The organism is Lichenibacterium minor (assembly GCF_004137685.1).
Classification (GTDB): Bacteria; Pseudomonadota; Alphaproteobacteria; order Rhizobiales; family Beijerinckiaceae; genus Lichenihabitans; species Lichenihabitans minor.
Genome location: NZ_QYBB01000053.1, coordinates 1 through 26,206, shown reverse-complemented (window position 1 = coordinate 26,206; position 26,206 = coordinate 1). Strand labels below are relative to the sequence as shown.

The 26,206-nt window shown below is 68.7% G+C and carries 31 protein-coding genes; 14 read left to right on the top strand and 17 right to left on the bottom strand.

Translation table 11 applies throughout. The annotated features are described in order from the left end of the window. The first annotated feature begins 867 nt into the window (after positions 1 to 867). The 3 genes from D3273_RS24110 to D3273_RS24100 all read left to right on the top strand — a co-directional run bounded on the left by D3273_RS24110 (position 868) and on the right by D3273_RS24100 (position 4,276). Positions 868 to 1,599: a cytochrome b561 domain-containing protein gene (locus tag D3273_RS24110; RefSeq protein ID WP_245501364.1), complete on the top strand. Its 732-nt coding sequence runs from the start codon at positions 868 to 870 to the stop codon at positions 1,597 to 1,599. Positions 1,600 to 1,668: 69 nt separating this feature from the next. Beyond that, positions 1,669 to 3,033 carry an MFS transporter gene (locus D3273_RS24105; RefSeq protein WP_129229516.1) on the top strand — a complete coding sequence of 455 codons (1,365 nt, stop codon included), beginning with the start codon at positions 1,669 to 1,671 and terminating at the stop codon, positions 3,031 to 3,033. Positions 3,034 to 3,160: 127 nt separating this feature from the next. Continuing rightward, positions 3,161 to 4,276, top strand: a complete 1,116-nt coding sequence (locus D3273_RS24100) for a LacI family DNA-binding transcriptional regulator (protein ID WP_129229515.1) — start codon at positions 3,161 to 3,163, stop codon at positions 4,274 to 4,276. Here the strand turns inward: D3273_RS24100 and D3273_RS24095 are convergent. The 15 genes from D3273_RS24095 to D3273_RS24025 form a co-directional block, all read right to left on the bottom strand. After that, entirely contained in the window at positions 4,254 to 5,252 is a 999-nt protein-coding gene (locus tag D3273_RS24095) for a LacI family DNA-binding transcriptional regulator (protein ID WP_129229521.1), read from the bottom strand. The genes D3273_RS24100 and D3273_RS24095 overlap by 23 nt on opposite strands. A gap of 40 nt (positions 5,253 to 5,292) precedes the next feature. Beyond that, positions 5,293 to 6,195 (bottom strand): SMP-30/gluconolactonase/LRE family protein, encoded by a 903-nt coding sequence (locus D3273_RS24090; RefSeq protein WP_129229514.1) that lies wholly within the window; start codon positions 6,193 to 6,195, stop codon positions 5,293 to 5,295. After that, complete coding sequence (locus D3273_RS24085; protein WP_129229520.1) at positions 6,192 to 6,542, bottom strand: hypothetical protein; 351 nt, start codon at positions 6,540 to 6,542, stop codon at positions 6,192 to 6,194. The genes D3273_RS24090 and D3273_RS24085 overlap by 4 nt, the downstream gene beginning before the upstream one ends. A gap of 245 nt (positions 6,543 to 6,787) precedes the next feature. Then, on the bottom strand, positions 6,788 to 7,891 hold the full coding sequence (locus D3273_RS24080) for a substrate-binding domain-containing protein (RefSeq protein ID WP_129229513.1): 1,104 nt from the start codon (positions 7,889 to 7,891) through the stop codon (positions 6,788 to 6,790). Positions 7,892 to 7,924: 33 nt separating this feature from the next. Next, complete coding sequence (locus tag D3273_RS24075) at positions 7,925 to 9,019, bottom strand: ABC transporter permease (RefSeq protein ID WP_129229512.1); 1,095 nt, start codon at positions 9,017 to 9,019, stop codon at positions 7,925 to 7,927. 11 nt (positions 9,020 to 9,030) lie between these two features. Beyond that, the gene (locus tag D3273_RS24070; RefSeq protein WP_129229511.1) at positions 9,031 to 10,590 is read right to left on the bottom strand and encodes a sugar ABC transporter ATP-binding protein; all 1,560 of its coding nucleotides are present in this window, start codon (positions 10,588 to 10,590) and stop codon (positions 9,031 to 9,033) included. Between the two features lie 100 nt (positions 10,591 to 10,690). Continuing rightward, positions 10,691 to 11,422, bottom strand: a complete 732-nt coding sequence (locus D3273_RS24065) for an amino acid ABC transporter ATP-binding protein (RefSeq protein WP_129229510.1) — start codon at positions 11,420 to 11,422, stop codon at positions 10,691 to 10,693. Beyond that, positions 11,415 to 12,062: an amino acid ABC transporter permease gene (locus tag D3273_RS24060; RefSeq protein WP_129229509.1), complete on the bottom strand. Its 648-nt coding sequence runs from the start codon at positions 12,060 to 12,062 to the stop codon at positions 11,415 to 11,417. Before D3273_RS24060 ends, D3273_RS24065 begins: the two co-directional genes overlap by 8 nt. After that, positions 12,059 to 12,763 (bottom strand): amino acid ABC transporter permease, encoded by a 705-nt coding sequence (locus tag D3273_RS24055; protein WP_129229508.1) that lies wholly within the window; start codon positions 12,761 to 12,763, stop codon positions 12,059 to 12,061. Before D3273_RS24055 ends, D3273_RS24060 begins: the two co-directional genes overlap by 4 nt. A 33-nt stretch (positions 12,764 to 12,796) precedes the next feature. Continuing rightward, positions 12,797 to 13,594 (bottom strand): transporter substrate-binding domain-containing protein, encoded by a 798-nt coding sequence (locus tag D3273_RS24050; RefSeq protein ID WP_129229507.1) that lies wholly within the window; start codon positions 13,592 to 13,594, stop codon positions 12,797 to 12,799. Between the two features lie 105 nt (positions 13,595 to 13,699). Continuing rightward, on the bottom strand, positions 13,700 to 14,602 hold the full coding sequence (locus tag D3273_RS24045; RefSeq protein ID WP_129229506.1) for an NAD(P)-dependent oxidoreductase: 903 nt from the start codon (positions 14,600 to 14,602) through the stop codon (positions 13,700 to 13,702). After that, positions 14,595 to 15,155, bottom strand: coding sequence for a gluconokinase (locus D3273_RS24040; RefSeq protein WP_129229505.1), 561 nt, complete (start codon positions 15,153 to 15,155; stop codon positions 14,595 to 14,597). The genes D3273_RS24045 and D3273_RS24040 overlap by 8 nt, the downstream gene beginning before the upstream one ends. Further along, a complete protein-coding gene (locus D3273_RS24035) occupies positions 15,130 to 15,876 on the bottom strand; it encodes an SDR family oxidoreductase (RefSeq protein ID WP_129229519.1) in 747 nt (248 codons plus the stop codon). The genes D3273_RS24040 and D3273_RS24035 overlap by 26 nt, the downstream gene beginning before the upstream one ends. Positions 15,877 to 15,928: 52 nt before the next feature. Next, entirely contained in the window at positions 15,929 to 16,957 is a 1,029-nt protein-coding gene (locus D3273_RS24030) for an L-idonate 5-dehydrogenase (RefSeq protein ID WP_129229504.1), read from the bottom strand. Positions 16,958 to 16,967: 10 nt separating this feature from the next. Further along, positions 16,968 to 17,849: a 2-hydroxyacid dehydrogenase gene (locus tag D3273_RS24025; RefSeq protein WP_129229518.1), complete on the bottom strand. Its 882-nt coding sequence runs from the start codon at positions 17,847 to 17,849 to the stop codon at positions 16,968 to 16,970. 305 nt (positions 17,850 to 18,154) lie between these two features. On the opposite strand from D3273_RS24025, the gene D3273_RS28460 reads away from it, so the two are divergent. Next, positions 18,155 to 18,391 (top strand): hypothetical protein, encoded by a 237-nt coding sequence (locus D3273_RS28460; protein ID WP_165359656.1) that lies wholly within the window; start codon positions 18,155 to 18,157, stop codon positions 18,389 to 18,391. Positions 18,392 to 18,535: 144 nt separating this feature from the next. Here D3273_RS28460 and D3273_RS24015 read toward each other — a convergent pair whose 3' ends face one another. Both D3273_RS24015 and D3273_RS24010 read right to left on the bottom strand, forming a co-directional pair. Next, complete coding sequence (locus D3273_RS24015; protein ID WP_129229502.1) at positions 18,536 to 18,826, bottom strand: hypothetical protein; 291 nt, start codon at positions 18,824 to 18,826, stop codon at positions 18,536 to 18,538. A 25-nt stretch (positions 18,827 to 18,851) separates the two neighbouring features. Further along, complete coding sequence (locus D3273_RS24010; RefSeq protein WP_129229501.1) at positions 18,852 to 19,118, bottom strand: hypothetical protein; 267 nt, start codon at positions 19,116 to 19,118, stop codon at positions 18,852 to 18,854. Positions 19,119 to 19,528: 410 nt separating this feature from the next. On the opposite strand from D3273_RS24010, the gene D3273_RS24005 reads away from it, so the two are divergent. From D3273_RS24005 to D3273_RS23960, 10 genes are all read left to right on the top strand, one after another. Beyond that, positions 19,529 to 20,824, top strand: coding sequence for a tyrosine-type recombinase/integrase (locus D3273_RS24005; RefSeq protein ID WP_245501363.1), 1,296 nt, complete (start codon positions 19,529 to 19,531; stop codon positions 20,822 to 20,824). Further along, a complete protein-coding gene (locus D3273_RS24000) occupies positions 20,821 to 21,357 on the top strand; it encodes a hypothetical protein (protein WP_129229500.1) in 537 nt (178 codons plus the stop codon). Before D3273_RS24005 ends, D3273_RS24000 begins: the two co-directional genes overlap by 4 nt. A 117-nt stretch (positions 21,358 to 21,474) precedes the next feature. Continuing rightward, positions 21,475 to 21,681, top strand: coding sequence for a helix-turn-helix transcriptional regulator (locus D3273_RS23995; RefSeq protein ID WP_129229499.1), 207 nt, complete (start codon positions 21,475 to 21,477; stop codon positions 21,679 to 21,681). Positions 21,682 to 21,896: 215 nt separating this feature from the next. Next, positions 21,897 to 22,166 (top strand): hypothetical protein, encoded by a 270-nt coding sequence (locus D3273_RS23990; RefSeq protein ID WP_129229498.1) that lies wholly within the window; start codon positions 21,897 to 21,899, stop codon positions 22,164 to 22,166. Then, on the top strand, positions 22,163 to 22,411 hold the full coding sequence (locus tag D3273_RS23985) for a hypothetical protein (protein WP_129229497.1): 249 nt from the start codon (positions 22,163 to 22,165) through the stop codon (positions 22,409 to 22,411). Before D3273_RS23990 ends, D3273_RS23985 begins: the two co-directional genes overlap by 4 nt. Then, complete coding sequence (locus D3273_RS23980; protein ID WP_129229495.1) at positions 22,408 to 22,845, top strand: hypothetical protein; 438 nt, start codon at positions 22,408 to 22,410, stop codon at positions 22,843 to 22,845. The genes D3273_RS23985 and D3273_RS23980 overlap by 4 nt, the downstream gene beginning before the upstream one ends. Then, positions 22,842 to 23,423, top strand: a complete 582-nt coding sequence (locus D3273_RS23975; protein ID WP_129229493.1) for a hypothetical protein — start codon at positions 22,842 to 22,844, stop codon at positions 23,421 to 23,423. The genes D3273_RS23980 and D3273_RS23975 overlap by 4 nt, the downstream gene beginning before the upstream one ends. Then, positions 23,423 to 24,628, top strand: a complete 1,206-nt coding sequence (locus D3273_RS23970) for an AAA family ATPase (RefSeq protein WP_129229491.1) — start codon at positions 23,423 to 23,425, stop codon at positions 24,626 to 24,628. The genes D3273_RS23975 and D3273_RS23970 overlap by 1 nt, the downstream gene beginning before the upstream one ends. A 348-nt stretch (positions 24,629 to 24,976) precedes the next feature. After that, positions 24,977 to 25,315 carry a DUF3846 domain-containing protein gene (locus D3273_RS23965; RefSeq protein ID WP_129229489.1) on the top strand — a complete coding sequence of 113 codons (339 nt, stop codon included), beginning with the start codon at positions 24,977 to 24,979 and terminating at the stop codon, positions 25,313 to 25,315. A 90-nt stretch (positions 25,316 to 25,405) separates the two neighbouring features. Beyond that, positions 25,406 to 26,122, top strand: coding sequence for a recombinase family protein (locus D3273_RS23960; protein WP_129229487.1), 717 nt, complete (start codon positions 25,406 to 25,408; stop codon positions 26,120 to 26,122). Positions 26,123 to 26,206 lie beyond the last annotated feature (84 nt).

Below are 26,206 nucleotides of genomic sequence, written 5' to 3'. Positions count from 1 at the left end.
AAGCCCGCGCAGGCTCATCATCTCGTCGGTCATCGGTGCGTCTCTCGGTTCAGGTTGGTCTTCGCAACCCGACCCTAGCCGGCGACCGCCGATGGCTACCTCCCGCGAAGACGCCCGTCCGCTACAGCGCTGTGGATGGCGCGCGAACGGGCGTCTCCGCTACCCGGCCACCTACACCACATCCTGGGACGCGACCTGTCCGTCGAGCCGGAGCGACCTCAGTCCCATCCCGGCCAAAAGCGACGAAGCCCCGGTCCCCTGCCCAGCCTGGATCTGCATCCATCGACACCGCATCGAGAACGCCTGAGCTCATCTCAAGCAGCGGCGAGCCGTCTCGACCCGATGCGAGAAAACCCCGACCTCATTCCTCAGCATCCTGTGCATCGCCGCGGCCGTTCGATGGATCGAGAGCTGACAGGCCCTGAACGATCTCGCTATGGCGAGGATCGAAATCCAGCGTGCCAATGTCGCGGATCCAGTGTGAGCTGAAGCTGTCGCCCGCGGGTGGCAGATTTCGCTCCCGCAAGCGCGCGCTCTACAAGAACGCGGTCCATCTCTTCACGCATGACGCGAGCCTGGCAGGTCCCAGACTTTCGTGAGTCGTTCAACACCGCCGGTCGATCATCCGCACGAGTGCTCGCCTCCTCCGATCGAAGCGGCGCGCCGCCGCTCCTCCTCCGGTCGAAGACGCACGCGCCTCCTGCCGCGCGAGATCGCGGTATCGCGAAGCCGTGGACGCCTCTGACCACCCACGCCTGTTGCAACCGGTTGCAACATGTCGCGGCCGCTGATATCGATACCACTCGCGAGAAGGGGCGGAGACCCCGGTCGGATAGGACCCGCGCGGGATCGGGAGGTGCGAGCGTCATGGCATCGATTGAAGCGTCTTGGGATTGGCTGACGACGAGCCTCGCGGGCCACGAGCACGCGGCGCCACCCGCGTGGGCTTACTGGCATGCGCGTCTGATGGTCGTCGGCTGGTCGATCCTGATCCCGCTCGGGATGGTGGTCGCGCGGTTCTTCAAGGTCTGGCCCGGGCAGCGCTGGCCCGCTGTTCTGGACAGCCCGACCTGGTGGCGCCTCCACGTGGTGCTGCAGAGCTTGGGCGTCGTCGTCATGAGCCTCGGCGTGCTTCTGGCCTGGGGCCGAGGCGTCGAAGGGTCGACCCTCGCCCTCTGGCATCACCGCGCGGGGTGGGTCCTTATCGCCGTGGGGTGGTTGCAGGTGGCCGGCGGAGTGCTCCGTGGCTCGAAGGGCGGCCCGACCGCGGCCGACCTTCGCGGCGACCACTACGACATGACGCGGCGGCGCCTCGCCTTCGAGCTCGTGCACAAGACGCTCGGCTGGACGGCCCTGCCGGTCGTGGTCGGCACCACTGCCGCCGGCCTCGTCATGCTCGACGCCCCGCGTTGGATGGCCGTGCTCATCGGCGGTTGGTGGCAGGCGCTCGCGGCCGCCTTCGCGGTCCTGCAGGCCTCGGGCCGTTGCCTCGACACCTACCAGGCGATCTGGGGCCCTGATCCCCGGCACCCGGGAAACGCGCGCAAGCCGGTCGGCTGGCGGGTCGCGCGCAGACCTCACGTCCACGGCGACACATGAGCCTCGTGCGAGGCTCCTGAACTCGGAAGAACACCAGACAAGACAGAACCAGCAGGGAGGATGAAGCACATGGCGTTCGCGATAAAAGAATCATCTCTGACCGCGCTCGAACAGATCGACACGCGTCCACTCACGGCGAACCAGAAAAGCCTCATCGCCTTGGCGGTGATGGCCAACATCTCGGAATTCTTCGACATCTTCCTCATCGGCTTCGCCGTGAACGCGCTGCTGAAGGATCCGGGCTGGCACCTGCGGGGCGACGAAGCCGGGATCATCCTGGCGATGTCGGGCCTCGGCACCGTCCTCGGCTCCATCGTGGCGGGCCGGCTCGCCGACGCCATCGGCCGCAAGCGGACCTCGTTCTGGTGCATCCTGATTTTCAGCGTCTTCACCGTGGCGTCGGTCTTCACGCCGACAGGCGCCTGGGAAATCCTGGCGGCGCTGCGGGTGCTGGTCGGCATCGGCGTGGGCGGCATGAACATCGTCTCGATCCCCTACGTGCAGGAATTCGTGCCCACGCGGCAGCGGGGCCTGTTCGCCGGCCTCACGGCGGTCTTCATCCCGCTCGGGCTGTTCCTCGGCTCGGCCGCGTCCTGGATCGCCGGACCGAACTGGCGGCTGCTGATCGCCTTCGGCGGCCTCCCCATCCTGCTGCTGATCTGGCTGGCCCTCGTGCCGGAATCGCCCCGCTTCCTGCAATCCAAGGGCCGCCTCGAGGAGGCCCGCAAGGCGCTCGCATGGGCGCTGCAGATGCCGGTCGCGCAGGTCGGCGTGCTGCTTCCCGCGCGTGAGAAGACTTCGGCCTCCTTCTCGCTCATCTTCTCCCGTCACTTGAAGAGCCTCGCCATCGTTTCCTTGGGGTCGTTCTGCTTCATCTTCGGTGCGTCGGTGATCCAGGCCTGGGGTCAGTCGATCCTCGGCTCGGCCTATCACTTCGGCACCGGGGCCGTGGCCAACCTGTTCATGCTCGTGGCCTTGGGCGACCTCCTGGGTCGCCTGTCCTCGGCCTGGCTGGCGGACCGGTTCGGACGCCGGGGCGTGATGTTCACCTACGGCCTCCTCGGGGCGGCCGGCCTCCTGATCTCGGCCGGGTCGACCCTCCTGGCGGGCGCGACGGACGGCGCCGGCTGGATCTTCTTCGTCGGCATCCTGATCGCCATGACCTTCGGGGACGGCGCTTTCGGCGTGCTCAACCCCTTCGGGGCCGAACAATTCCCCAACGAGGCGCGGGCGACGGGCCTCGGCCTCGGCGACGGCATCGGCGCAACCGCCAAGGTCTTCGGCCCGGCCCTGCTGGGCCTCATGTTCGGCGCCAAGGTGAGCGCCGACCTGATCCCGCCGGCCTTCCTGCTCTTCGCCGTGCTCCTGGTTCTCGGCGGTTGCGTCTACCTTTCCGCGAAGGAAACCAAAGGGCGGTCGCTCGAGTCGATCTGAGCGGGCGACCCGTCCCGGCCGTGCGTCGGTTCTCGCCGCCGCCGCGCGGCCTGATCCTTGTGGGGCCGGAGCGAAAGGCTATACGGCTCCCGCGAGGCGCCCGACCGGCGCAGCAGGGACGAGCCGCATGCCGCGCCGCGACACCGACCAGCCGGGGGCCCGCGTGCCGAGGCCGCCGACGATCGCCGACGTCGCCGCCGCCGCCGGGGTGTCGCGCTCGGCGGTGTCGCGCAGCTTCACCGAGGGCGCCAGCGCGGCACCGGGCACCCGCGCCAAGGTGCTGGCGGCCGCGGCGTCGCTGGGCTACCGCCCGAGCGCCATCGCCCGCTCGCTCACGACGCGCCGCTCGCACCTCGTCGCGGTCAGCACCGTCCGGCTCGAGAACGGGTTCAACGCGAGCCTGCTCCAGGCCCTGGCCCTCGGCCTCGACGCCATCGGTCTGCGCACGCTGCTCTTCCCCATCGCGGGAACCTCCGCGGACGCCGATCCATCGCTCGACGAGATCCTGCGCCACCGCGTCGACGCCGTGGCACTGCTCGCGACGCGGCTGTCCTCGCGCTTCTCCGCCCAATGCGCGTCGGCCGGCGTGCCCGTCGTCCTCATCAATCGAACCGCGCGGGACGGCGCGACCTCGTCGGTGACAGGCGACAATGTCGGGGGCGCGCGCCGGATCGCCGAGTTCCTCGTCGCCGGCGGCCATCGCCGCTTCGCCTTCCTGGCGGGCGTCGAGGATTCGTCCAACAGCCGCGATCGGGAGCGGGGCTTCGCCGATGCGCTGCGCGAGGCGGGCGGCCCGGCGCCGCTCAGGGCGGCGGGCCGCTTCGACCGCGTCGCGTCGTCGAAGGCGGTTCGGCGCATGCTGGCCGCCCCGGAGCCGCCCGACGCGCTGTTCTGCGCCAACGACCACATGGCCCTCGCGGCCATCGACGTCGCGCGTCGCGAGTTCAACCTCGCGGTCGGCCACCAGATCTCCATCGTCGGCTTCGACGATGCGCCGACCGCGGCCCTGTCCGGCATCGACCTCACGAGCTTCTCGCAGCCCCCCGAAGCCATGGCTGGCCGAGCCGTGGCGGCTCTCGCGGCGGTGCTGGCCGATCCCGCGCGGCCCGCGGTGCACGAGACGGTCGCGGGGGAACTCGTCGTCCGTGGCTCGGCGCGCCTGCCCGCCGCCGGCCTCGCCACGACCACCGACGGCCGGCGCCTGTGGGTGGGTGGGGCCGTCAGCTCGTTTCGCGCGCCGTGACGGTGAAGGGCGTGCGCAAGGTTTGCGGCGGCAGGGGCGCCTTGTCACGACCGGAGGTCACGGCGCGGAGGAGCAGGTCGCCCACGGCTTCCCCGATCCCCGCCGCGTCGACCGAGACCGTGGTCAGGCGCGGATGGCAGCAGCGCGACAGTTCGAAGTCGCCGAAGCCCGCGATGGCGAGGCGGCCCGGCACCGCCCAGCCCCGCCTCTGGCATTCGGCCAGGGCGCCGAACGCCGACAGATCGGACACGCAGAGCACGGCATCCACCTCGGGATGCCGGCCGAGCAGGTCGACGATGGCTTCGCCGCCCTGCTGCATCGCGATCGGCGGCGCCCCGCACGCGATCGTCAGTCCCGCCGGGAGCTTCAGCTCGCGGACCGCTCGCTCGTAGCCGCGACGGCGGTCGGTGCCTCGCGTGTCGCGGTCGGTCGAGCCGCCGATATAGGCGATGCTGCGATAGCCGCAGCCGTGGAGGTGCTCCACCATCGCGCCCGCCGCCGCCGCGTTGGAGAAGCCGACGACGTGTTCCAGGGGCGCTTCGGGCAGATCCCACATCTCCACGACCGGAATGCCCGCTGCGGCCAGTTGGCGGCGCGCGCGCTCGGTGTGGCGCCCGCCCGTGACCACGATGGCCTCCGGGCGGCGGCGCAGCATGGCCTCGACCAGTTCCTCCTCCTTGAGCAGGTCGTAGTCGGTGGCGCCGAGCAGCATCTGCAGCCCGCTTCCTTCCAGCCGGTGGCCGATGCCCCGCGCCGTGTCCGAAAAATTGGAATTGTTCAGCGACGGGATCAGCACGGCGACGAAGCCGGTGCGCTTGGACGACAGGGTGCCGGCCGTGAGGTCCAGCACGTAACCGAGATCCTCCACGGCCTGCATGATGCGCGCGCGGGTCGCCGCCGAAACGGTGCTGCCGAGCTTGAGCGCCCGCGACACCGTCATGGCGGAAACCCCGGCCCGCGCCGCGACATCGGCCATCGTGGGGGCAGGGCGGGCGGCGGCCTGGCCGGCCGCCTCGTCACCACCCGGCGGGATGCTGGTTGACGTAGAGGGCATAGAGGGATGTCTGGGCCGTGATGTAGAGGCGGTTGCGCTTGCGGCCGCCGAAGGAAAGGTTGGACACGAGTTCGGGAACGGGGATGCGGCCGATCAGGGTCCCGTCCGGCGCGTGCACGTCGATGCCGCGGCCGCGCGACGTCCAAACGTTGCCGTCACGGTCGACCCGGAAGCCGTCGTAGAGGCCGTCGGCGTCATTTCGCGCGAAGGTCCCCCGGCGCACGGGTCCGGCCTCCGTCATCGCATAGGCGACGATCTCGACCGGGTGGGCGGGATCGTGGGTGCGGCCCGTGTCGGCCACGTAGAGCACCGACTCATCGGGCGAAAAGGCGAGCCCGTTCGGCTGGCGCAGGTCGCTGACGGCGACCGAGACCGTGCCGTCGGGATCCAGCCGGTACACGTGGCTCGCACCGATCTCGGAGGGCGCGGCATGGCCCTCGTAGTGGCTGTCGATCCCGTAGGTCGGGTCCGAGAACCAGATCGAGCCGCTCGAATGCACCACGACGTCGTTGGGCGAGTTCAGGCGGCGGCCCTCGAAACGGTCAGCGAGCATCCGCCATTCCCCGTCGTGATCGAGGCGGCTGATGCCGCGCCCGCCGTGCAGGCAGGCGACGACCCGCCCTTCCCGGTCGAGCGTGTGGCCGTTTTGAAACCCGCAGGAAGCCTCGAAGACGCTGACCGAGCCGTCCGTTTCGTCGTACCGCATGACGCGGTCGTTCGGGATGTCGGACCAGAGCAGGCTCTTGGCGGCCGGCACGTAGACGGGTCCCTCGGCCCAGCGCGCCCCCGTCCACAGCCGCTCCAGGCGGGCGTGGCCGATGACGAGCCGCGCGAAGCGGGGATCGAAGACCTCGACCTCGCTCACCCGGCGACCTCGCCGGTCGGCAGCGGGAAGTCGTCGGCCGAGAACAGCGTGTGGAAGATGTCGCCCTCGAAGTGTTCCATCAGTTCGGCGGTGACGGCCCGGCTCCTGTGGCGCACGTCCGCCGCCATGGCGAGCGCGATGGCCTCTCGCGTGGGGTAGCGGACGGCCAGGACCATGTCGAGCCGGGGTTCGTCGACGTCGCTCTCGGCCTGGCGCAGGACGCGGACCTCCTCGGCCCCGGGGAAGCGCGTCCATAGCGGCACCAGGCGCTCGCGAACGAACGCGGAGAAGAGGTCCTCGTGCCCCGGCTTGGGACGGCCGCGGAAGAAGGCGCAGCGGATGAACATGGCGACGATCTCGACGATGGAGGGAAAGGGGCGCGCCAACCCGTGCTGGCGGCGCCGGGGCGCGCACCCGCGGCTGACCGGCTCTTTCGAGCACCCGTCTGGCGAGCGCGACACCGAGGACGGAGCCCCGGTGCGTGATGGCTGGAGCTGGTGCCGCTCGCCTCGGCTCGCGTCACCACCTCCGGGCCTGTGTCTTCGCAGTCGTCTTCACGCGATCCGGTGGCGCGACCTGATCGCGATCGGCCCTAGTGGCCGGTCCAGATCTTCGTGTAGGCGGCGCGATAGCCGTTGTCGGGGTCGAACATGTTCTTCGGACCGCCGTCGTAGGCGATGTTCTCCTTGGTGACGACGTGGAACGGCGCCACGTAGCCCGAAAGCGGCTGGTGCGCGATGGCGCGGTTCAGCTCGTCGACGAGCTGCCAGCCCTGGAGGAGCAGAGGTTCGGCCACCGTCACGGATTGGTGGTCGCCGGCCCGGACGCGCTGGTAGGCCGATTCCGACCCGTCGCCGGCCGCGACCCCCTTCGGCGCACCGTCGCCCGGGATGCCGACGGCGTCCAGCGAGGGACCCATGAAGTCGAAATAGATGTCGTTGATGGCGAGCGAGTCGGTCCACCGGCTCCCGAAGCGCTGCATCAGCGAGGTCGTGAGCTGCGGCATGCGCGTCGAGGTTTCGGCGATGGGCGTGTCCTCGAAGGACAGGACCTTGCCGCCGAGCTTCTCGACCTGCGCCTTCATCCGGTTCGCCTTGGCGAGGGCGATGGCGTACTGGCTGTCCGTGAAGATCACCACCGCGGGCTTGCCGTCCGTGTCGACGTAGGCCCAGTCGGCGGCGGCGTCCGACACCAGCATGGGGTCGGTCGACACGTTGACCAGCACGGGCCCGTCCTTCAGCACGCCGATCTCGGGACCCGCGTGCCACGCCACGACGGGGATGCCCGCCGCGCGGGCGGCGTCGAGGCCCGGCTTCTGCTCGATCGCGTCGAAGCCGTCGACCACGATGCCGTCGGGCTTGAGGGTCAGGGCCTGGTTGAACGCGGCCGTGCGGCCCGAAACGCTGCCCGCGCCGTCGAGCACCCGCACGGTCCAGCCCGTCACCTTGCTGGCTTCGGCGATGCCGTTGGTCACGCCGAGGATGCTGCCGTTCTTCATGTCGCCGGCCAGCACCACGACCGTCCTGCCCGGCACCGCTTTGGGTCCGGTCGTCGGCCCGTCCCAGGCCGTCACGCGGCTGGAATATTTGGCCAGCAGCGCCTTGGCGTCCGACATGGCATCGGCCCGGGCCGCGACCGGAAGGTTGCAAAGCGCGATGCCGGCCAGAAGTGCCGCGGCATGGGGCGAGCGTGACATCGTGTTTTCTCCTGTGTCGGGTGATGTGCGGGGTCAGCCCTGGGCCCGGGGATCGGGCTCCAGGGCGACGACGGGGGCCGAGGGTGGCTGCAGCAGCTGGCGGCGGCCGGCGGCGCCGCGCCGGCGCTGGGCGTAGCCCGCGATGCCGATGGCGACGAGCAGCGTCATGCCGTTGAACAGCGGCTCGACCCAGAAGGAGCCGCCGATCTGCTGGATGCCGGCGATGCCCACCGCCAGGATCACGACACCCACCACCGTGCCCCACACGTTGACGCGGCCCGGCTTGATGGTGGTCGACCCCAGGAAGGCGCCGACCAGGGCCGGCAGCAGGAACTCGAGGCCGACGCTGGCCTGGCCGATGCGGAGCTTGGCGGCGAGCAGCACGCCCGCGATGCCGGTGAGCGTGCCGGAAGCCACGAAGGCCAGCATGGTGAAGCGCTCGACCGGGATGCCGTTCAGCGCCGCCGCCTTCGGGTTGGCGCCGATGGCGTAAAGGTAGCGGCCGAGCGGCACGTGTTCGAGCAGGAACCACATCACGACGGCGAGCCCCACCACGTAATAGCCCGTGATGGGCAGGCCGAACACGAAGGTGGAGTTGAGCGCCAGGAAGTCCTTGGGCAGCACGCCCACCACCTGGCGCCCGCCCGTGTACCAGAGCGCCAGGGCGTAGAGCACCGTCCCGGTGCCGAGCGTGGCGATGAAGCTGTCGATGCGCGCCACCTCGACCAGGAGCCCGTTGAGGAAGCCGGTCGTGGCGCTGAGCACCACCACGATCAGCACCGCCACCGGCCAGGGCAGGCCCGACACGGTCTGCAGGCTGATCGCCAGCACGTGCCAGAGCACGATGCCGTAGCCGACCGTGAGGTCGATCTTGCCCGTCACCATGGGGATCATGGCGGCGAGCGAGAGCAGCGCGATGATGGCCTTGTCGGACACGATCGAGCGCAGGTTCAGCATGGTGGGGAAGGTGTCGGGCAGCGCCAGCGAGAAGCCCGCGATGAGCAGCAGCGTGAGGATCGGCAGGCCGTAGACCGGCAGCAGGCGCGTCGCCCGCTCGGACGGGCGCGCGGCCCGGAGTTCGGCCCGCGTCGGTTCCAGGGCGTCGGAGCGGATGGAGTTGGTGGCCATGGCGGCTCTCCTCAAGCGGCGGCGGTGTGGCGCGACGGGTCGGCCTCGGAGGCGGAGGCGGCCGTGATGACGCCGGCCGTGGTCAGGGCCGCGCCGGTGAGTTCGGCGATGATGCGGCCGCGGTTGAACACCAGCGCCCGGTGGCAGATGTGCGCCACCTCCTCGAAGTCGGTCGACACCACCACCACGGCGAGGCCGGCGTCGAGCGCCAGCGCGATGAGCCGGTAGATGTCGGCCTTGGCGCCGATGTCGACGCCGGCGGTCGGGTCCTCGGCGACGAGGAGCTTGCGGCCGGTGGCGAGCCAGCGCCCCACCACCACCTTCTGCTGGTTGCCGCCCGACAGGCCCTCGATGGCCAGGGCCGGGTCGTTGGGGCGCAGCCCGACCCGGGCGCCGAGCGCCGAAGCCAGGGCGGCTTCGCGGGCGGGGGACAGCGGGGCGAACAGCCCGCGGCCCGCGGCACCCGGGTTCAGGAAGCAGTTCTCCCGGATCGACAGCGCCGGGCAGATGGATTCCTCGGCCCGGTCCCGCGCCATCAGGCCCGTGCCGGCCTTCATGGCCGCGATGGGCGAGGACAGGTCGGGCTCGATCCCCTCGAGCAGCACCCGGCCCCGATGCGGCATGGCCCCGAACAGCGCCCGCCCCACCTCCTCCTGCCCGGCGCCGCGCAGCCCGACGAGGCCGAGGAGTTCGCCCTGCCGCACCTCGAAGGAGACCGGGCCGGCCGACGGCGTGACGAGGTCGGCGACGGAAGCCCGCACGGGCCCCGGCTTCAGCTCGGCCTTGCGGAACAGTTCGAGGTCGGAGCGGCCCACGATGAGGCTGACGAGGTCCGACGGGGTCGTCTCCGCCACGGCCATCTCGCCGACCTTGAGCCCGTCGCGCATCACGGCGACCCGGTCGGCGATGCGGAAGATCTCGTCGAGGCGATGCGACACGTAGATCATGCCGACGCCGCGCGCCTTGAGGCGCTTCACCGCCGCGAACAGGCGCTCCACCTCGTCGGCGGGCAGGCTCGCGGTCGGTTCGTCGAGCACGAGGTAGTCGCAATCGACCATGAGGGCCCGGGCGATGGCGACGAGGGACTTCTCGGTGCGGCTGAGGCTCGCCACCCGCGTGTCGGGATCGAAGGTACAGCCCACCAGCGCCAGCGCTTCGCGCGCCTGCTCGTTCATGCCGCGCCAGTCGATGCCGAACCGCCGGCGCCGGCCGGGCGCCGCGCCGCCGGACTCCTGGCTGCGAGGGCCGACGGCGAAGCCGCCGGCAAGCCCGATGTTCTCCGCCACCGTCATCCATTCGACGAGGCCGAGGTCCTGGTGGATGAAGGCGACCGGCGAGCGCCCGCTGCCCCTGACCTGGTGGCGGTAAGGCACGCCGTCGATCAGGACTTGGCCGCGGTCGGGCCGGAACAGCCCGCCCAGGACCTTGATCAGGGTGGACTTGCCGGCGCCGTTCTCGCCCAGCAGCGCCACGATCTCGCCGCGGCGGACGTCGAGGCTGACGCCCTTCAGGGCCCGCGTGGCCCCGAAGGTCTTGGCGATGTCGTCGAAGCTGAGAACACCGTCAGGCATCCCGATCTCCTCCCGCATGGCGGCTCAGAACCGCTCTCGATGCCGATGATATCGATAACAACGACGCCGGATGTCAAGGGACTCGTCGGCGGGCGAACCCTTATTTGACGTCGGACCTGATGAACTGCGCCATTTCGGGCGTTTGCGGCCGATCGAAGAGCTGGCGCGAGGGTCCGCTCTCGTGGATGCGGCCCTTGTGCATGAAGACCGTGGTGGAGGCGACGCGGCGGGCGAAGCCCATCTCGTGCGTCACGAGGAGCATCGTCATGCCGTCGCGCGCCAGCTTCTCCATCACGGCCAGGACCTCGCCGGTCAGCTCGGGGTCGAGCGCCGAGGTGACTTCGTCGAACAGCATCACCCTGGGCCGCATGGCGAGCGAGCGGGCGATGGCGACGCGCTGCTGCTGGCCGCCCGACAGCTCGTCCGGGTAGCTTTCGACCTTGTCGGACAGGCCGACCAGCGCCAGCACCTCCCCGGCGATGGCGCGGGCCTCGCCGCGCCCGAGCTTCTTCACGATGCGCGGCGCCAGCATGATGTTGTCGCCCACCGACAGGTGGGGAAACAGGTTGTAGCTTTGGAACACGATGCCGACGTCGCGCCGCAGCGCCCGCAGCTTCGCCCTGTCGGGGCCGACCGCGTGGTCCGCGATGGTGATCGATCCCTTCTGGATCGACTCCAGGCCGTTCATGCAGCGCAGCAGCGTCGACTTGCCCGAGCCCGAGCGGCCGATCAGCGCCGTCACCTCGCCGCGCTCCACCGTCATCGAGATGCCCTTCAGCACCTCGACGATGCCGAAGCTCTTGTGGACCCCGTCGACGACGACTTCAGGCATGGAGCTTCCCTTCCAGCCGCCGCGACAGCAGCGACAGCGGATAGCAGATGGCGAAGTAGAGGGCCGCGACCACGAGGAAGACGCGGAAGGGCTGGAAGGTGGCGTTGGTGACGAGCTGGCCGGCCCGGGCCAGTTCGACGAAGCCGATCAGCGACGCGATCGAGGTGTTCTTCACCACCTGCACGGCGAAGCCGACCGTCGACGGGAGGGCGATGCGCAGCGCCTGGGGCAGGATGACGTGGCGGTACTGCTGGGCCCGCGTCATGGCGAGCGACTCCGAGCCTTCCCACTGCTGTTTCGGCACGGATTCGATGCAGCCGCGCCAGATCTCGGCGAGGTAGCCCGAACCGTAGACCGCCATCGACAGGCCGGCCGCCACGATGGGCAGAAGGTGGTAGCCCATCAACGCCAGGCCGTAGAAGCTGAGGAACAGGATCATCAGCACCGGGATGCCCTGGATCAGCTGGATGTAGGCGCCGGCGGCGATCCGCAGGGCCGGCACGCGCGACACGCGGGCCAGCGCCACCCCGAAGCCGATGATCCCCCCGCCGCCGAGCGTCAGCGCGGTCAGGATCACGGTCCACTGCAACGACTGCACGAGGAACCAGAACTGCGGCCAGCCGAAGGTTTGGAAGATCATGCCGAAACCTCCACGATGGGCCGCAGGGCCCGGCGCGCCGTGCGGCGGCCGAAGAGCCACAGGCCGAGCAGGGCCAGAAGCCCCCGCAGCACCAGCGCCAGCACGAGGTAGATGGCCGTGACGGCGAGGTAGACCTCGAAGGAGCGGTAGCTCTGCGACTGCACGAAGGAGGCGGCGGCGGTGAGCTCGCCGGTCGAGATGGCCGAGCAGACCGACGATGCCAGCATCATCAGCACGAACTGCGAGCAGAGCGCCGGGTAGACCTTCCGGATCGCCGGCAGGATCACGACGTGGCGGTAAACCTGGACCTGCGTGAAGCCCAGGGCCTCGCCGGCCTCGATCTGGCTCCTGTGGACCGCCTCGATGCCCGAGCGGATGATCTCGGTGGAATAGGCGCCGAGGTTCAGCGTCATGCCGATCAGCGCCGCCGTGACGGCCCCGACCCGGAGCCCCAGGGTCGGCAGGCCGAAGTAGATGATGAAGAGCTGCACCAGGAAGGGGGTGTTGCGCAGCAGTTCGACGTAGGTTTCGACCGCGATCCGCACGGGCCGGGCGCCGATGCTGCGCAGCGTGGCCAGCACGATGCCGATGGCCGTGCCGGCGACGATGGAGAACAGCGACAGCAGGATCGTCACCCACAGGCCGGCCAGGAGCTGGTCCCTGTACTGGGCCAGCACGCCGAACTGGAACACGTAGGTCATGCGAAGTCCCCCCCGCCGCGTCGGCCGATGGGATCAGAAGGTCGGCAACTGCGGGGGCAGCGGTTCGCCGGTCCACTTCACCGAGATCCTGTCGAGTTCCCCCGACACCTTCATGACGTAGATGGCGGTGTTGAGGTATTGGTGCAGCTCGAAATCGTCGAGCAGCGTCGCCATGCTGTTCCCCTGGCGGAAGAAGCTGAAGTCGATCTTCATCGCGCCGGGCATCTGCTTGATCGCGCCCTGCGCGACCGTCGAGGGGATGATGGCGGCGTCGACCTGGCCGGCCAGCACCGCCTGGGTGGAGGTGGAGTCGTCCTCGTAGACCACGATGTCGAGGCCCGGCACGGCGGCCCGGCGCAGCGCCGCCTCCTGCGACGAGCCGCGGTTGACGGCGACGCGCTTGCCCTTCAGGTCGTCGGTCTTGGCGAAGGTCTTGTCCGGCGTCGTCACCACGACGAGGTCGAACGCGCTGTAGGGCGTGGTGAACATCACCGTCTTGGCGCGCTCGCCCGTGGGGGCCAGCGTGGCGATGAGGAAGTCCACCTGGCCCGTCTGCAGGGCCGGGATGCGGGCCGGCGGCGTCAGCGGCACGAGCTTCACCGGCAAGCCCAGGTACTTGCCGACGACGGCCGCGACATCGACGTCGTAGCCGCTGGGATTGCCGTTCTCGTCGATCATGCCGTTGGGGGGAGCCCCGGTGAGCACCCCGATCCGAACCGCCCCCCGGCCCTGGATCTCGGCCAGGGTCACGGCGTGAGCCGGCAAGGTCGTCGCACAAGCCCCCAACAGGGCGACGGCGGCGCAGATATGGCGGCGTGTGAATCGGAACATGATCCCCCCTGCGTTCTTGCCCGTTTCGGGCTTTTACATTTGTTTACCCTATGCGGTTCACCGCGTCGATTCCACATCCGGGCGTCGGGTCCGGCTCGGCCGGCGTCAATACACCCCGTCGCGCCTGTAGCCTTCGAACTGACGCATCATCGCCACGGTGTCGGCCGCGCCGATCCCCGCCGCCACGAACTGCCGGTGCAGGTCCGAAACCAGCGAGGTGGCCGGCAAGGGCAGCCGCTCCGCGGCGGCGAAGCCCTGCACGGCCTCGAGGTCCTTGAGCATGTTGTCGATCCGGCCCGTCGGGGTCTCGTCGCGGGCCGCCATCTTGCCTCCGAACTCCTGGAGGATGCGGCTGTCGGCCCGGCCGCCCGAAAGGGCCGCGGAAAGCCGCGACGCGTCGACGCCGCCCGCTTCGGCCAAGCGCACGGCCTCGGCGACGGCCTGGAAGCCGATGGCGCAGAGCACCTGATTGACGAGCTTGGTGGTCTGGCCGGCCCCGTTCGGCCCCATGTGGGTGTAGTTGGCGCAAAGGTCGTCCATCACGGCGCGCGCCGCCGCGACATCCTCGGGCGCTCCCCCGGCCATGACGGTGAGGCGCCCCGCCGCGGCGCCCGGCGCCCCGCCCGAAAGCGGCGCATCCACCCAGGCCATGCCGCAGGCCGCCCGCAATTCGGCCGCGAGGACCCGTGTCGCGGCGGGGTCGATCGACGACATGTCGATCAGGATCCTGCCGGCTGCTCCGCCCGCGGCCACGCCACCGAGCCCGAACACGGCCGCGCGCACGATGGCGGCCGAGTTGAGGCTGAGGATCGTGAAGCGCGTCGCCCGGCACGCCTCGGCCGGGGACGCCGCCACGGCCGCGCCGCGCGACACGAGTGGGGCGAGCTTCTGCGGGTCGAGGTCGAACAGGGTCAGGGCATGGCCGCGATCCAGCAGCCGCCCCGCGATGGCGCTCCCCATGATGCCGACGCCCACGACGGCGACCGAGGTCCGTTCGGATTCAACCATGCTGTCGTGCTCCCGTCTCGTTCACTGCGGCGAGGCGCAGGCTGATCTCGTCGGCGATGTCGTGGACGGAGCGTCCCGCCGCGACGGTCAGGACGTCCGCTTCGTCCCCTTCCGGGCGCTCCAGTGCCGCGAACTGGCTCCCGATCAGCGTCGGGGGCATGAAGTGGCCCGACCGGCCCTGGACGCGACCCGCGACCTCGGCGGCCGCGATGTCGAGGAAGACGAACCGCAGGCCGGTCGGCGGCGCCACCCCGCGGATGCGATCACGGTATGCGCGCTTCAGGGCCGAGCAGGCCAGCACCACCCCGTTCGGGGACCGGAGCGTCGCGGCGACCAGATCCAGCCAGGGCCACCGGTCCGCGTCGTCCAGCGGCACGCCGGACCGCATCTTGGCGACGTTGGCCAGGGGATGGAGTTCGTCCCCGTCGACGTAGACGAGGCCGAACCGGCCGGCGAGCGTCGAGGCGATGGTGCTCTTGCCGGCGCCGCTCACGCCCATGACGACGAGGCGGAGGGGCGCGGGCGCCCTACAGGGAGGACGTGATGCCGCCATCGACGTAGAGCATGTGGCCGTTGACGAAGCTCGAAGCGTCCGAGGCGAGGAACACGGCCGCGCCGGCCAGTTCCTCCACGTCGCCCCAGCGCCCCATCGGGGTGCGGCTGGCCAGCCAGGCCGAGAAGGCCGCGTCGTCGACGAGGGCCTGGTTCAGCTCGGTCTTGAAGTAGCCCGGGCCGATGCCGTTGCAGTTCAGGCCATGGCGCCCCCAGTCGGTCGCCATGCCCTTGGTGAGCATCTTCACCGCGCCCTTGGTGGCCGTGTAGGGGGCGATGTTGGTGCGGGCGAGTTCGCTCTGCACCGAGCCGATGTTGATGATCTTGGCCCGGCCGCGCGGGATCATGTGTTTCGCGACGGCCTGCCCGACCAGGAAGACGCTGCGCAGGTTGGTGGCGACCAGCCGGTCCCAGGCGTCGAGCGGGAAGTCCTCGAGCGGCGCGCGGTGCTGCATGCCGGCGTTGTTGACGAGCACCGCGATGGGGCCGATCTCGCGCTCGATGCGCGCGACGCCTTCCACCACGGCCCCCGCATCCACCACGTCGAACGCGGCGGCGTGCACGCGGTGGCCTTCGGCGGCGAGGGCGGCGCGGCTCTCCTCCAACCGGGCCGGGTCACGGGCGTTGAGCACGATCTCGGCGCCGGCGCTCGCCAAAGCCCGGGCGACGGCGAGGCCGATCCCCTTGCAGGAGCCGGTGACGAGCGCGAGGCGCCCGCTCATGTCGAAAAGCTTCACAACATCCTCCGCAGCATGGCTTGACGTCCTCGTCGGATCAGAAGGCGAGCTGGACCTTCATGGCGCGCCGCCGGTCCGAGGCGTGCTCGAAGGCCGCCGCGGCCTCTTCGAGGCCGTAACGCTTCGTGATCATGGGAGCGAGGTCGACGCGGCGCCGGTCGATCAGGGACACGGCTTGTGCGAACTCGTCGTGGAACCGGAACGATCCGACCAGCGCCAGCTCCTTGGCGACCAGCACGTTCTGCGGCAGCGCGACATCGCCGCCGAGCCCGAGTTGCACCACCGTGCCGCGCGGCTCGACGGCGTCGAGCCCGGACCGCAGCGCCCGTTCGTTGCCGGAGCACTCGAACATGACGCCGAACCTGCCCTTCTCGGCGCCTTCGGGCGCGAGGGCGGCCGGTTCGGCCGCCACGTTCACGGCCCGGTCGGCCCCGAGGCGGCGCACGATCTCCAGCGGCTCGTCGACCACGTCGGTGGCCACGACCTCGGCGGCGCCCGCGAGCCGCGCGGCGGCGACCACCAGCGCGCCGATCGGGCCGCAGCCGGTCACCAGCACGCGGCGACCCTGCAGCGCGCCGGCGCGCGACACCGCGTGGAGCGCCACCGCGAAAGGCTCTGCCAGGGCGAGCTCGTCCGTGCCGGCACGCGCCGCGGCTACGCACTGGACGGCGTCGCACACGAGCCGTTCGCGGAAGCCGCCCTGGATGTGCGGCATCGGCATAGCGCTGCCGTAGAAGCGCATGTTGAGGCACTGGTTGGGCAGGCCCTTCAGGCAGAAGCGGCACGCGCGGCAAGGCCGGCTCGGGTTGACGGCCACGCGGTCCCCGACCGCGAGGCCCGACACACCCGGCCCGAGCTCGGCCACCGTGCCGGCGATCTCGTGGCCCAGGATCATCGGCTCGCGCAGACGCACGGCGCCGAAGCCCCCGTGGTTGAAGTAGTGCAGGTCGGAGCCGCAGATCCCGCCGCTCTCGATCCGCACCGCGACCTGTCCGGGCCCGACCGGCTCCGCCTCGCGGTCCTCGACCCGGAGGTCCTTGGCGGCATGGATGACGATGGCACGCATGGACTGATCCTCAGATGACGGGCGTCGGGAGGGGGAGGCCGGCGAAATGCGCCGCGAGGTTGTCGCGGACCAACTGCCCCATGGCGCGGCGGGTTTCCACGGTGCCGCTGCTGTGGTGGGGCTGGAGCACCACGTTCTCCAGCGTCGCGAAGCGCGGATCGATGCGGGGCTCGCCGAGGAAGACGTCCAGGCCGGCCCCCGCGATCCCGCGGCGCTCGAGGATGTCGAGGAGGGCCGGCTCGTCCACGATCATCCCGCGTGACACGTTGACGAGGAAACCCTCGGGGCCGAGGGCTTCGAGCACGCGCGCATCGACGATCCGGCCCATCCCCGGCCCGCCCGCCAGGGTCACCACGAGCACGTCGCACCAGGCCGCGAGGTCGACGAGCGTGTCGAAGCGGCGATGATCGATGCCGGGCGGCGCGACCTTGTCGAAATAGGCGATCTCGACGTCGAAGCCGGCGGCCCGCTTGGCGACCGCTGCGCCGATCCGGCCATAGCCGGCGATCCCCAGCTTGCAGCCGTGAAAGCGGCGAACCAGCTCGAAGGTGCCATCCGCCCAGCGACCGGACCTGACATGCGCCTCGGCGGCCGTCACGCGCCGCATCGTCGCGAGCGTCAGCGCGATCGCCATGTCGGCCACGTCCTCGGTCAGCACGCCGGGTGTGTTGGTGACGCGGATCCCGCCCGCGCGGGCCGCTTCGAGATCGATCGCGTCCGTTCCGACGCCGTAGCAGGCCACGATCTCGAGGCGCGGCAGGGCCTTCATCAGGGCGCCGCTCGCGCCGAGTTCGCCCCGTGTCGCGATCGCGCGCACGTCCGCGCAATCCCGAAGAAACGCATCGCGGTCCGGCGCTTCCCAGAGCCGCCGCAGGCGATAGGCTTCGTCCATCGGCGCGAGATCCCAGTCCGGATAGGGGCCGACGACGAGGATTTCCGGTTTGTCGCCCAAGGCGCCCTCCCTTTTGTTATCGATAACATAAGGGCGGGACCGTTGGTTCGTCAAGCTGTGTCGGCCGGGAAGTGATGCCCCGGGGACGCTCCACGTTACGCGGGCGGCGAATCAGTGGGTGCAACGCCAAAGGGGAAGCCACGCGCACCGACATCGCGCGCCAGTACCGCTTCGCCAAGCGGGACCAGCTGTTCGACCTCGCGCGCGAAGGCCGGATCGACTTCCGATCGAAAGAGTGCCGCGCCATGCGCGGCGACCTCGATGAGCTGGCGCTCGATGTCGAGGGATTCACGATGCCAATCGTTTGGCTGCGGTCGCCGCTCGTCTGGCTGCTGACGCCCGTCGCGATCGTGGCCGTGATGGCGGCGCTCCCGTTCGGCGCAGTGAGGCGCGCGTTGATCGACCTCCTCGGGGCGATGGGCGAAAGGGCTCAGATCCAGGCCGAGGGTGCCTGGCCAGCGGAAGTTTCGAGGATGAGGTGATCCGCCTTCAGCCGGCCGTGACGCCTCTCGGCCTGCCACCAAGCCGCGGCCTGAGTGCGCCGACAGAACGACCGGGTCGGCCCGCATCGCTCGGCACAGCCGTGCCCCGGTGTCCGGGACCGCGACGCCGGCTGAGGACGCCGATCAGTCCCCGTTGCAGTCCGGCGTGTTCGCGTCGCCCGGCTGAAACCGGCTCGGGTCGATGCCGGGGTGATCTCCGGGAACGCGCTTCACGAATTCATCGATGCGCTCGCTCGGGCGTGTGACGAGGCCGTCCCGCCCCATCAGGGTCACGACCTCCTGGGGCCGATCGGTGAGCTCGCCGGCGTGCCGCGCCTCGATGTAGCCGACTGCATAGACGATGGCCTCGGCCTCGCCCTGGGCCGAGAACCCGTGCGGATCGTGCGTCCCGACCGCCAGCGTGAAATCCGTCATCTGCACCTCCCCTGCCCTCTCGGAGCTAGAGCGGCGAAGGGATCGTGCCAGGGCAGGCCGTGCTTCGAAGGGCGGCGACCATCGAGGCGGCCGCGCGCCCGATCGTGAACTCGGTCGGCGAGACGTCGACGGCGAGGACCTGCTCGTCCTCGTAGACGACGCTGATGTGCTCGCCGTCGTCGTCGGCCCAGGCGTCGCCGACCCTGCCGACGTTGGTGCCCACCCGGCCCCGCAACTCGACGAGCCGCGAGTCCCGCCGCAGCCACACCACGTCCCCGATCGAGCAGCTCATGACGCCCTGCGTATGTTCGCTTTTTGTTCTAGTGCGGGCGAGTTAACGGGAAAGGCGGGCTGGCGTCGGCTCTGTGGAAAAAATGGAGCACGATAGGCTTGTTCCGCCCGACGCCGCTCGATTAAAGGCCCAAAAATCGAGCTTCGAACGGTGCGGCCACGTGCATCCCACACACAGAAGCTGGACGTAAGCCGAAGCTGCCGAGAGCTAAAAATTCGAGCGATACGAATAGGATAGTTGGTGCCGCAAGAGGGATTCGAACCCCCGACCCCCTCATTACGAAACAAGCAATATACATAGGCGATGCGAGCAGTTCCGGGGCTAAAAACGTAGACGACGTAAGGTCGTTATCGGATGTCGGGCAGTTCGGCTCAACCACGCCTAAGGCGTTGCGTGACAGTTCAAGCACGATGAACTACGTTACCCCAATCATCCCCTGGGGTCGTGACATGGGCAAGGCGCTGACGGTCAAGACGTTGGAGACAATCAAGCCCGGGCCGATCCGGCGCGAGGTACCGGACGGCTATGTGCGCGGCTTGTATTTCGTCGTCCAGCCTAGCGGCATGATGTCGTGGGCGTGCCGATACCGGCTCGGGAACCGCACCCGGAAATACACCATCGGCAGCTATCCGGCCGTGGGCCTCGTCGGCGCCCGCAAGCTGGCCCGCGACGCCTTGGAGAAGGTGGCCGGCGGCGTCGACCCCTACGACGTCAAGAAGGCCGCCCGACAACCGCCGGACCGCGACCTCGTCGAGCGCGTCGTCTCCACCTTCGTGGAGCGCCACGCCAAGCCGAACACCCGGCCGGCGACGGCAGCCGAGACGGAGCGCAGTCTCACCAAGGAGGTCGTTGGGCGTTGGAAGGGACGGCGCTTGTCCACCATTACGAAGGCCGATGTCCACGAGATGCTGGATGAGATTGTGGACCGCGGCTCGCCCATCTCGGCCAACCGTCTCCTCGCCACTTTCCGAAAATGCTGCGGGTGGGCTGTCGAGCGGGGCCTTATCGACGTGTCGCCCTGCGATGGCGTGAAGCCGCCGGCCGTGGGCAAGAGCCGGGACCGCGTGCTGTCGGACGACGAGCTGCGGCGGATCTGGCATGCCTGCGAACGGCTGTCCTATCCGTTCGGGCCGCTGGTGCGTCTCCTCATCATTACTGCCCAGCGTCGTGACGAGGTCGCCGGTATGACTGTCGCGGAGGTCGATCAGGCCGCCCGCTTGTGGGTTCTCCCCCGCGAGCGGGCGAAGAACGATGTCGAGCACCCGATCCCCCTCCCCTCCCCTGCCCTGGCGATCATCGCCGGCCTTCCGCGGTTCAGCACAGGTGACGAGGCTGAGGACGCGAAGCTGCCCGACTTCCTGTTCACGACGACCCGGACGTCGCACGTCACCGGGTTCAGCAAGGCGAAGCTGGCGCTCGACAAGCTCATCGCGGCCGACGGTGGCGATCCGCTGGCACCCTGGACGTTCCACGACCTCCGCAGGACCGCGGCGACGGGGTTGGCTCGCCTCGGGGTCAACCTGCCCGTCATCGAGCGAATCTTGAACCACATCAGCGGTCCGTCATTCGGCGGCGTTGCCGGCGTATATCAGAAATACGGCTTCGCAGACGAGATGCGCCGCGGACTGGACAAGTGGGCCGCGCATGTCGAGCGGCTGACGAACGAGGTAGGCGGGAACGTGGTCGGGATGGTGAGGGCGTCATGATAAAACTCCAACCTCCCACTGACGCGAACAACCTCGGGCGATCTGTCTCCGAGTTTCTGGCGCGATATGGAGAGAAGGCGATAATTGATACTCGCGCATCCGATCCAAATGGAGAGGCGTTTTACCAGCAAGCCGTCGACCATCTCAGCGATCAGTACGACCGATTCACACGGCTAATTGCTCTTACGATGAACGATCAGTCGGCCGCGCTTGCTCACGAGATCGTGGCCAAGCTCATGGGCAACGCTTGGATGATCGGAACCGCAGCCGTAGTAGCGCCCGAGGTGAAGCAGAAGATGGCCGAGCAGCGCACGGAGAGCATGCGCAGGGTTCTGAAGGACAAAAAGGCCGCAGCGGAAACTGCACTCATGCAGGCCATTGAGATCGAGCTCGCTGGAAGGGCAGTTTTGCAGCCAAAGAAGGAAGCCGATGCCATGCTCGCGGCTGTCAATGCCCGACTGAAGGCTTTCGATTTCGCTGAGGTCAAGGTAGGCGTCGTATATCTCAGACTGAAAAAACTGGTGCGCTCTTGAAGAGCGCACCTTTAGTCTCGGTACGCTCTTGAAGAGCGTACCTCGCGTCGTTGCTTTCGTCTCCGCCACGATATGAATGTCTGCCTGCCCATCAACGCCCAAGGCGAGGCAGGCAGGATGAACACCCCCGGTAAGAAGCTTTCGTCGACCGCCGTTTGTCAGCGGTACGGCATCCACCGTCGGACCTTTGGTCATTGGATGACCAACGCCGAGATGGCGTTCCCGACTCCGATCACGATCAACAGCAAGCACTACTTCGATCTCGCCGAGATCGAGGCCTGGGAGCGCGCGCGCGCGATCGCCAACCTGAAGAAGGTGGCCTAACCGAATGACCCTAAAAGCAGTGAAGGCGGCCCCTCGCCACAAGGGAACCGCCTCCGGTAATGCGCTTGCCTCGACAGCTCGCAGTTCCGGTTATGTCACCCTGCCCGCTCTGTTTCAAGAGCCGGCCGACATGGTCGGCATCCTGGCGGCGCGCTCCCGCGTCGCTGCAGCGACCGTCCGCGCCCACGTTGAGGCTTTTGGGCTGGGAGGTGCCAATGCGTAGCTCCTCCCCCCCGACCCTCGTCGCGCACGTGGGTTCGATCATCAAAGGCCGCCGCGAGTCCATCGAGGTGGCCCTCCGCCGCTCGAACGACCGCATCGCGCTCGACCTCCGCATCTTCGCCATACACGGCGAGGAACGCACGCCGACGTCCCGCGGCGTCTGTGTGCCCTTGGTCGACATCAGGTCCATGCGCCGCCTCCTCGCCGAGGCGGACGCGCAGGCCGTCGCGCTTGGGCTTTTGCCCGCGGGAGGTGCCGAGTGAGCACAACCATCACCCCATTCGAGCCTGGCGCCGCCCTGGCGCGCATCGCGGCCACGCCGACCGGTTGGCAGATCGATTGCCGAGGACCCTACGGGGCCCGGCACTACGACTTTGTCAGCGTTGGCGAAGCGGCCGAGTTCGCCATCACACTTCGCGACGCCGGGAATTGGCCTCTGCGCTTCAGCCCGAGCGCCGAGGCCGTGAGGGTGCTCGTCGATGAGATCAGCGCGGAGGACGGAGCGTGAGTGCTCTCTCCCCCGAGTCCATCGCCCGCGTGGCGAAGCTCATCCCCATGCTGTCGTCCGACAAGGCCGGCGAGGTTGTGGCAGTCGCCGCGGCGATCGAACGGACGCTGCGGGCGGCGGCCTGCGACTGGCACGACCTCGCCGATCACCTCGGTCGCGAGGTGCAGGCCGTGGTGTACATCGACATCATGGGGCGCAAGACGAAGCCGCCCTCGGACCTTCCGCCCTTGTTCCAGACCCTGCGCCGATCCGCCCGGTTGGAGTGGCTTGATCACGCTGTCGGGTCGGACCTCCTCGACGATGCCGAACGGGCTCTCTGCATCAGCCTGCGAGCGCAGATCTACAGCCAGCCCCACAGGACCATCCCACCTCGTCACTGCGCCGCTGTCAGCGTGGCGCTCGGGAAGCTCTGGACTGCGGGGGTGCGGGCATGAGCCTCAGCAATCCTTTCTGTGAATGGAAGCGCTGCGCCACGCTTCGTCAGAACGATATCGACGGCTTCCTGTCCGCCGGCATCGACATCATATCGCTGGTCCAAAGCTACGACGGTTCCGGTTTGGCTGTCGCTCGCGACCGCATCGTGGCCCACCCCGAGAAGCGCCGGTTCGAGTTCAGCCGCTTCAGCCGAGGCGCCTTCCTCGATATCAGCGCCTTCATTCTCGTGGCGCTGGACCGTGAAGGCGAGATCGCGGATCTCGTCGCCTTTCGCGGCGGTGAGAATGCCTTCGCCGGCTCATGGCTCGGCAGGATCGGGCTACTCGGCGAAGAACAACTCGACCGCGCGCGCGACGAGCTGCGGGTCCACGCCGACGTGCTGAGCTGGCTGCGGGCCGGACGGCAGGGTGTCGTCGTCATCGATCCCGTCCGGGCGGCGCCCATGCTGCGCGACGCCGGCTCGATGGTGGTGGGGTCATGGGAGGAGAAGCGCCGCTTGGCCGACATGCTGAGCGTCAGGCTTCCGCCGATCGCGGTCGAGGCCACCGTGCCTACCGCGCGCGTGGGGGTGGCTTGATGGAGAGGCTTCATCCGGGCCACCTCGACACTGCGGACGCGCTGGACCCGCCGCCCGGGCGCTTTCCACCCGACGATCCGTTCGCCAACGGCTGGGATCACGGCGGTGTTTACGTGAAGCCGGGCGAAAGGCGGTCGGCGTCGCATCAGGCCAAGCACTTCGACCTGATTCCCTTCGACGAGATCCAACTCTCGACGGCGCCAAACTATGCGGTGAAGGGGCTCCTGCCGAAGCTCGGCCTAGCCGTGATCTGGGGTCCGCCGAAGTGCGGGAAGTCGTTCTTCGTGTCCGACCTCCTGTTGCACGTGGCCCTGGGCTGGGCTTATCGGGGCCGACGCGTGCGGCAGGCTGCAGTGGTCTACTGCTGCCTGGAAGGCGCCGAGGGCTTCAACAACCGCATGCTCGCGTTTCGTCAAGCCAAGCTTGGCGAGGAAGCGGCAGCCGTTCCCTTCTATCTCAGCCCGACCCCCTTGGACCTCGTGAAGGATCACGCCGCGCTCATCACCAGCATCCGCTCCGTGTTGGGCGACATGCATCCCGGCGTCATAGCTCTGGACACCGTCAACCGCAGCCTCGCGGGATCGGAATCCAGCGACGAGGATATGAGCGCATACATCAGAGCAGCCGATGCTCTTCGGGACGCGTTCAAGTGCCTCATCGTCTTGGTGCATCACTGCGGCCTCGATGCCACCCGTCCGCGCGGCCATACCTCGCTGACCGGCGCCCTCGACGTGCAGATTGCGGTGAAGAAAGCCGGCGATCTCACCGTCTCGGCCATCGTCGAATTCAACAAGGACGGACCCGAGGGTGCCGAGATCGTCAGTCGCCTGGTGCCCGTCGAGATCGGCACCGACGACGATGGCGACCCGATCAGCACGCTGGTGGTCGAGGCGATCGAAGGGGAACGTCCGCTCATCTCGGCCGCGATACAGGAGAAGGGCCCGAAGCTGACGGATGATCAGAAGCTCGGGCTGGAAGCGCTGCTCACGGTTACGCTTGAGATCGGAAAGCCCCTGCCATCATCGTTTGGCATCCCCGGCAATCCCAGAGCGGTTTCCGTGACGAGCTGGAGAGGTGAACTCGAGCGGCGTGGGATCGTCGATCCAAACGGACCAAACCCGCGGCAGATCTACAAGCGCATCCACGATGGCCTCTGCGCCAAAGCCAAAGCCGCTGAGCGGGACGGTCAAATCTGGCCCCTGTAACAGGCGTAACACTTAACCCCCCTTCTAAGGGGGGTGTTGCGTTACGTTACGCTGTTACACCTTCCATGTGGGGGCGTAACAAGTCCCGTAACAGGTTGTTACGGGCTGTTACAGAACCCTGTTACGGCTGTTACGTCGAGCATCGTATGAGGGGTTTGTCGTCGTCGTTGTGAGAGGATCTGGGAGCGAGAAACCCGCTCGCACGCCCACACAGCCCCACCCGAAAAAATCCAGCGGCATCGAGCGTCCGGCGCCGGCACCATGCCCAGCCTGAACATTCCGCCTCGGCTATGAAGAAAAGTTCTGCGCTGGCCTCGCGCTGGTGCGGACACGAAACCGGAGACAATCATGCAAGGCGAAATCATCACCATCGGCACGGACGGCACCATCTCGCGACAGGCGACGTCTGACGTTGAAAACCTCGACGCGCTACAGGCCGCCGTCGGCGGCAGCATCGAGTTTGTGCCGCGCTTCGATAGCTTTGAGGGCCGGGCTTGCGACGCCTACGTGAACGAGGTTGGCATCCTTGAAGGCCTGCCGGAGAACCGCGAAGCGACGCGGCTGTGGTGGGAGCAGCTTCGGCACGGCGGTGGCACCATCGTGGAGGGTTCGCGGCTTCACGGCCCTGTGGCGCTCGTTACCGGGGATGCCGAGTTCATGGCCGCGGTGCAGTCGACTGAGTTTTGAGGAGACGGCGAGGCACGGCCGCTGTTGACGGCCCCCAACGCATACCTTAACGTTTGAGACAACGAAGGTCGTTGCAAACGTGAGGGTGACATGGCCGAGGGTCGTTTCGTCGTCTACACCCGCGTCTCGACCGATCGGCAGGGCCGCAGCGGCTTGGGCCTCGATGCGCAGAAGGCGGCCGTGGCTTCGTTCCTCAACGGCGGTGCCTGGACCGTGATGGCCGACTTCGTCGAGGTGGAGAGCGGCAGCAATTGCGAACGCCCGAAGCTGGCCGAGGCTATCCGTGCGTGCCGTGCCTATGGGGCGAAACTCCTCATTGCGAAGTTGGATCGGCTGTCGCGTGATGCGCACTTCCTCCTCGGGTTGGAGAAGGCCGGCGTAGACTTCTTGGCGGCGGACATGCCGAACGCCAACCGCCTTACCGTGGGCATCATGGCGATGGTGGCGGAAGAGGAGCGTCGGGCGATCTCCCGCCGGACCACCGATGCCCTGGCACAAGCCAAGGCCCGCGGCGTGCATCTCGGCGGCTGGCGTGGCATTCGAAAGGATGGCACCGAACGCGACCGTGTTGTGGCCCCCGCTGCGGCTGAGGCAAGTCTGCAGGCTCGCCAAGCCCGCGCGAAGGCGCGTGGTGCCGATCTCGCTCCCATTGTCGCCGCCATCCAGGCCGAGGGCGCCACCAGCCTCGGCGCCATCGCGAAAGCCCTCACGGCTCGCGGCATCGAGACGGCGCGGGGCAAGGCGGAGTGGTCGCCGATGCAGGTCAGCCGATTGCTGGTGGCGATAGAGGCTGTTGCCGCGGGTTGAATTCAACGGCTTAGTTCGATGAAGCCGTCCTCACGTTTCCAACGGACCAAGACGGGCAAGCATGGACTCCAAATGGTCCCGGAG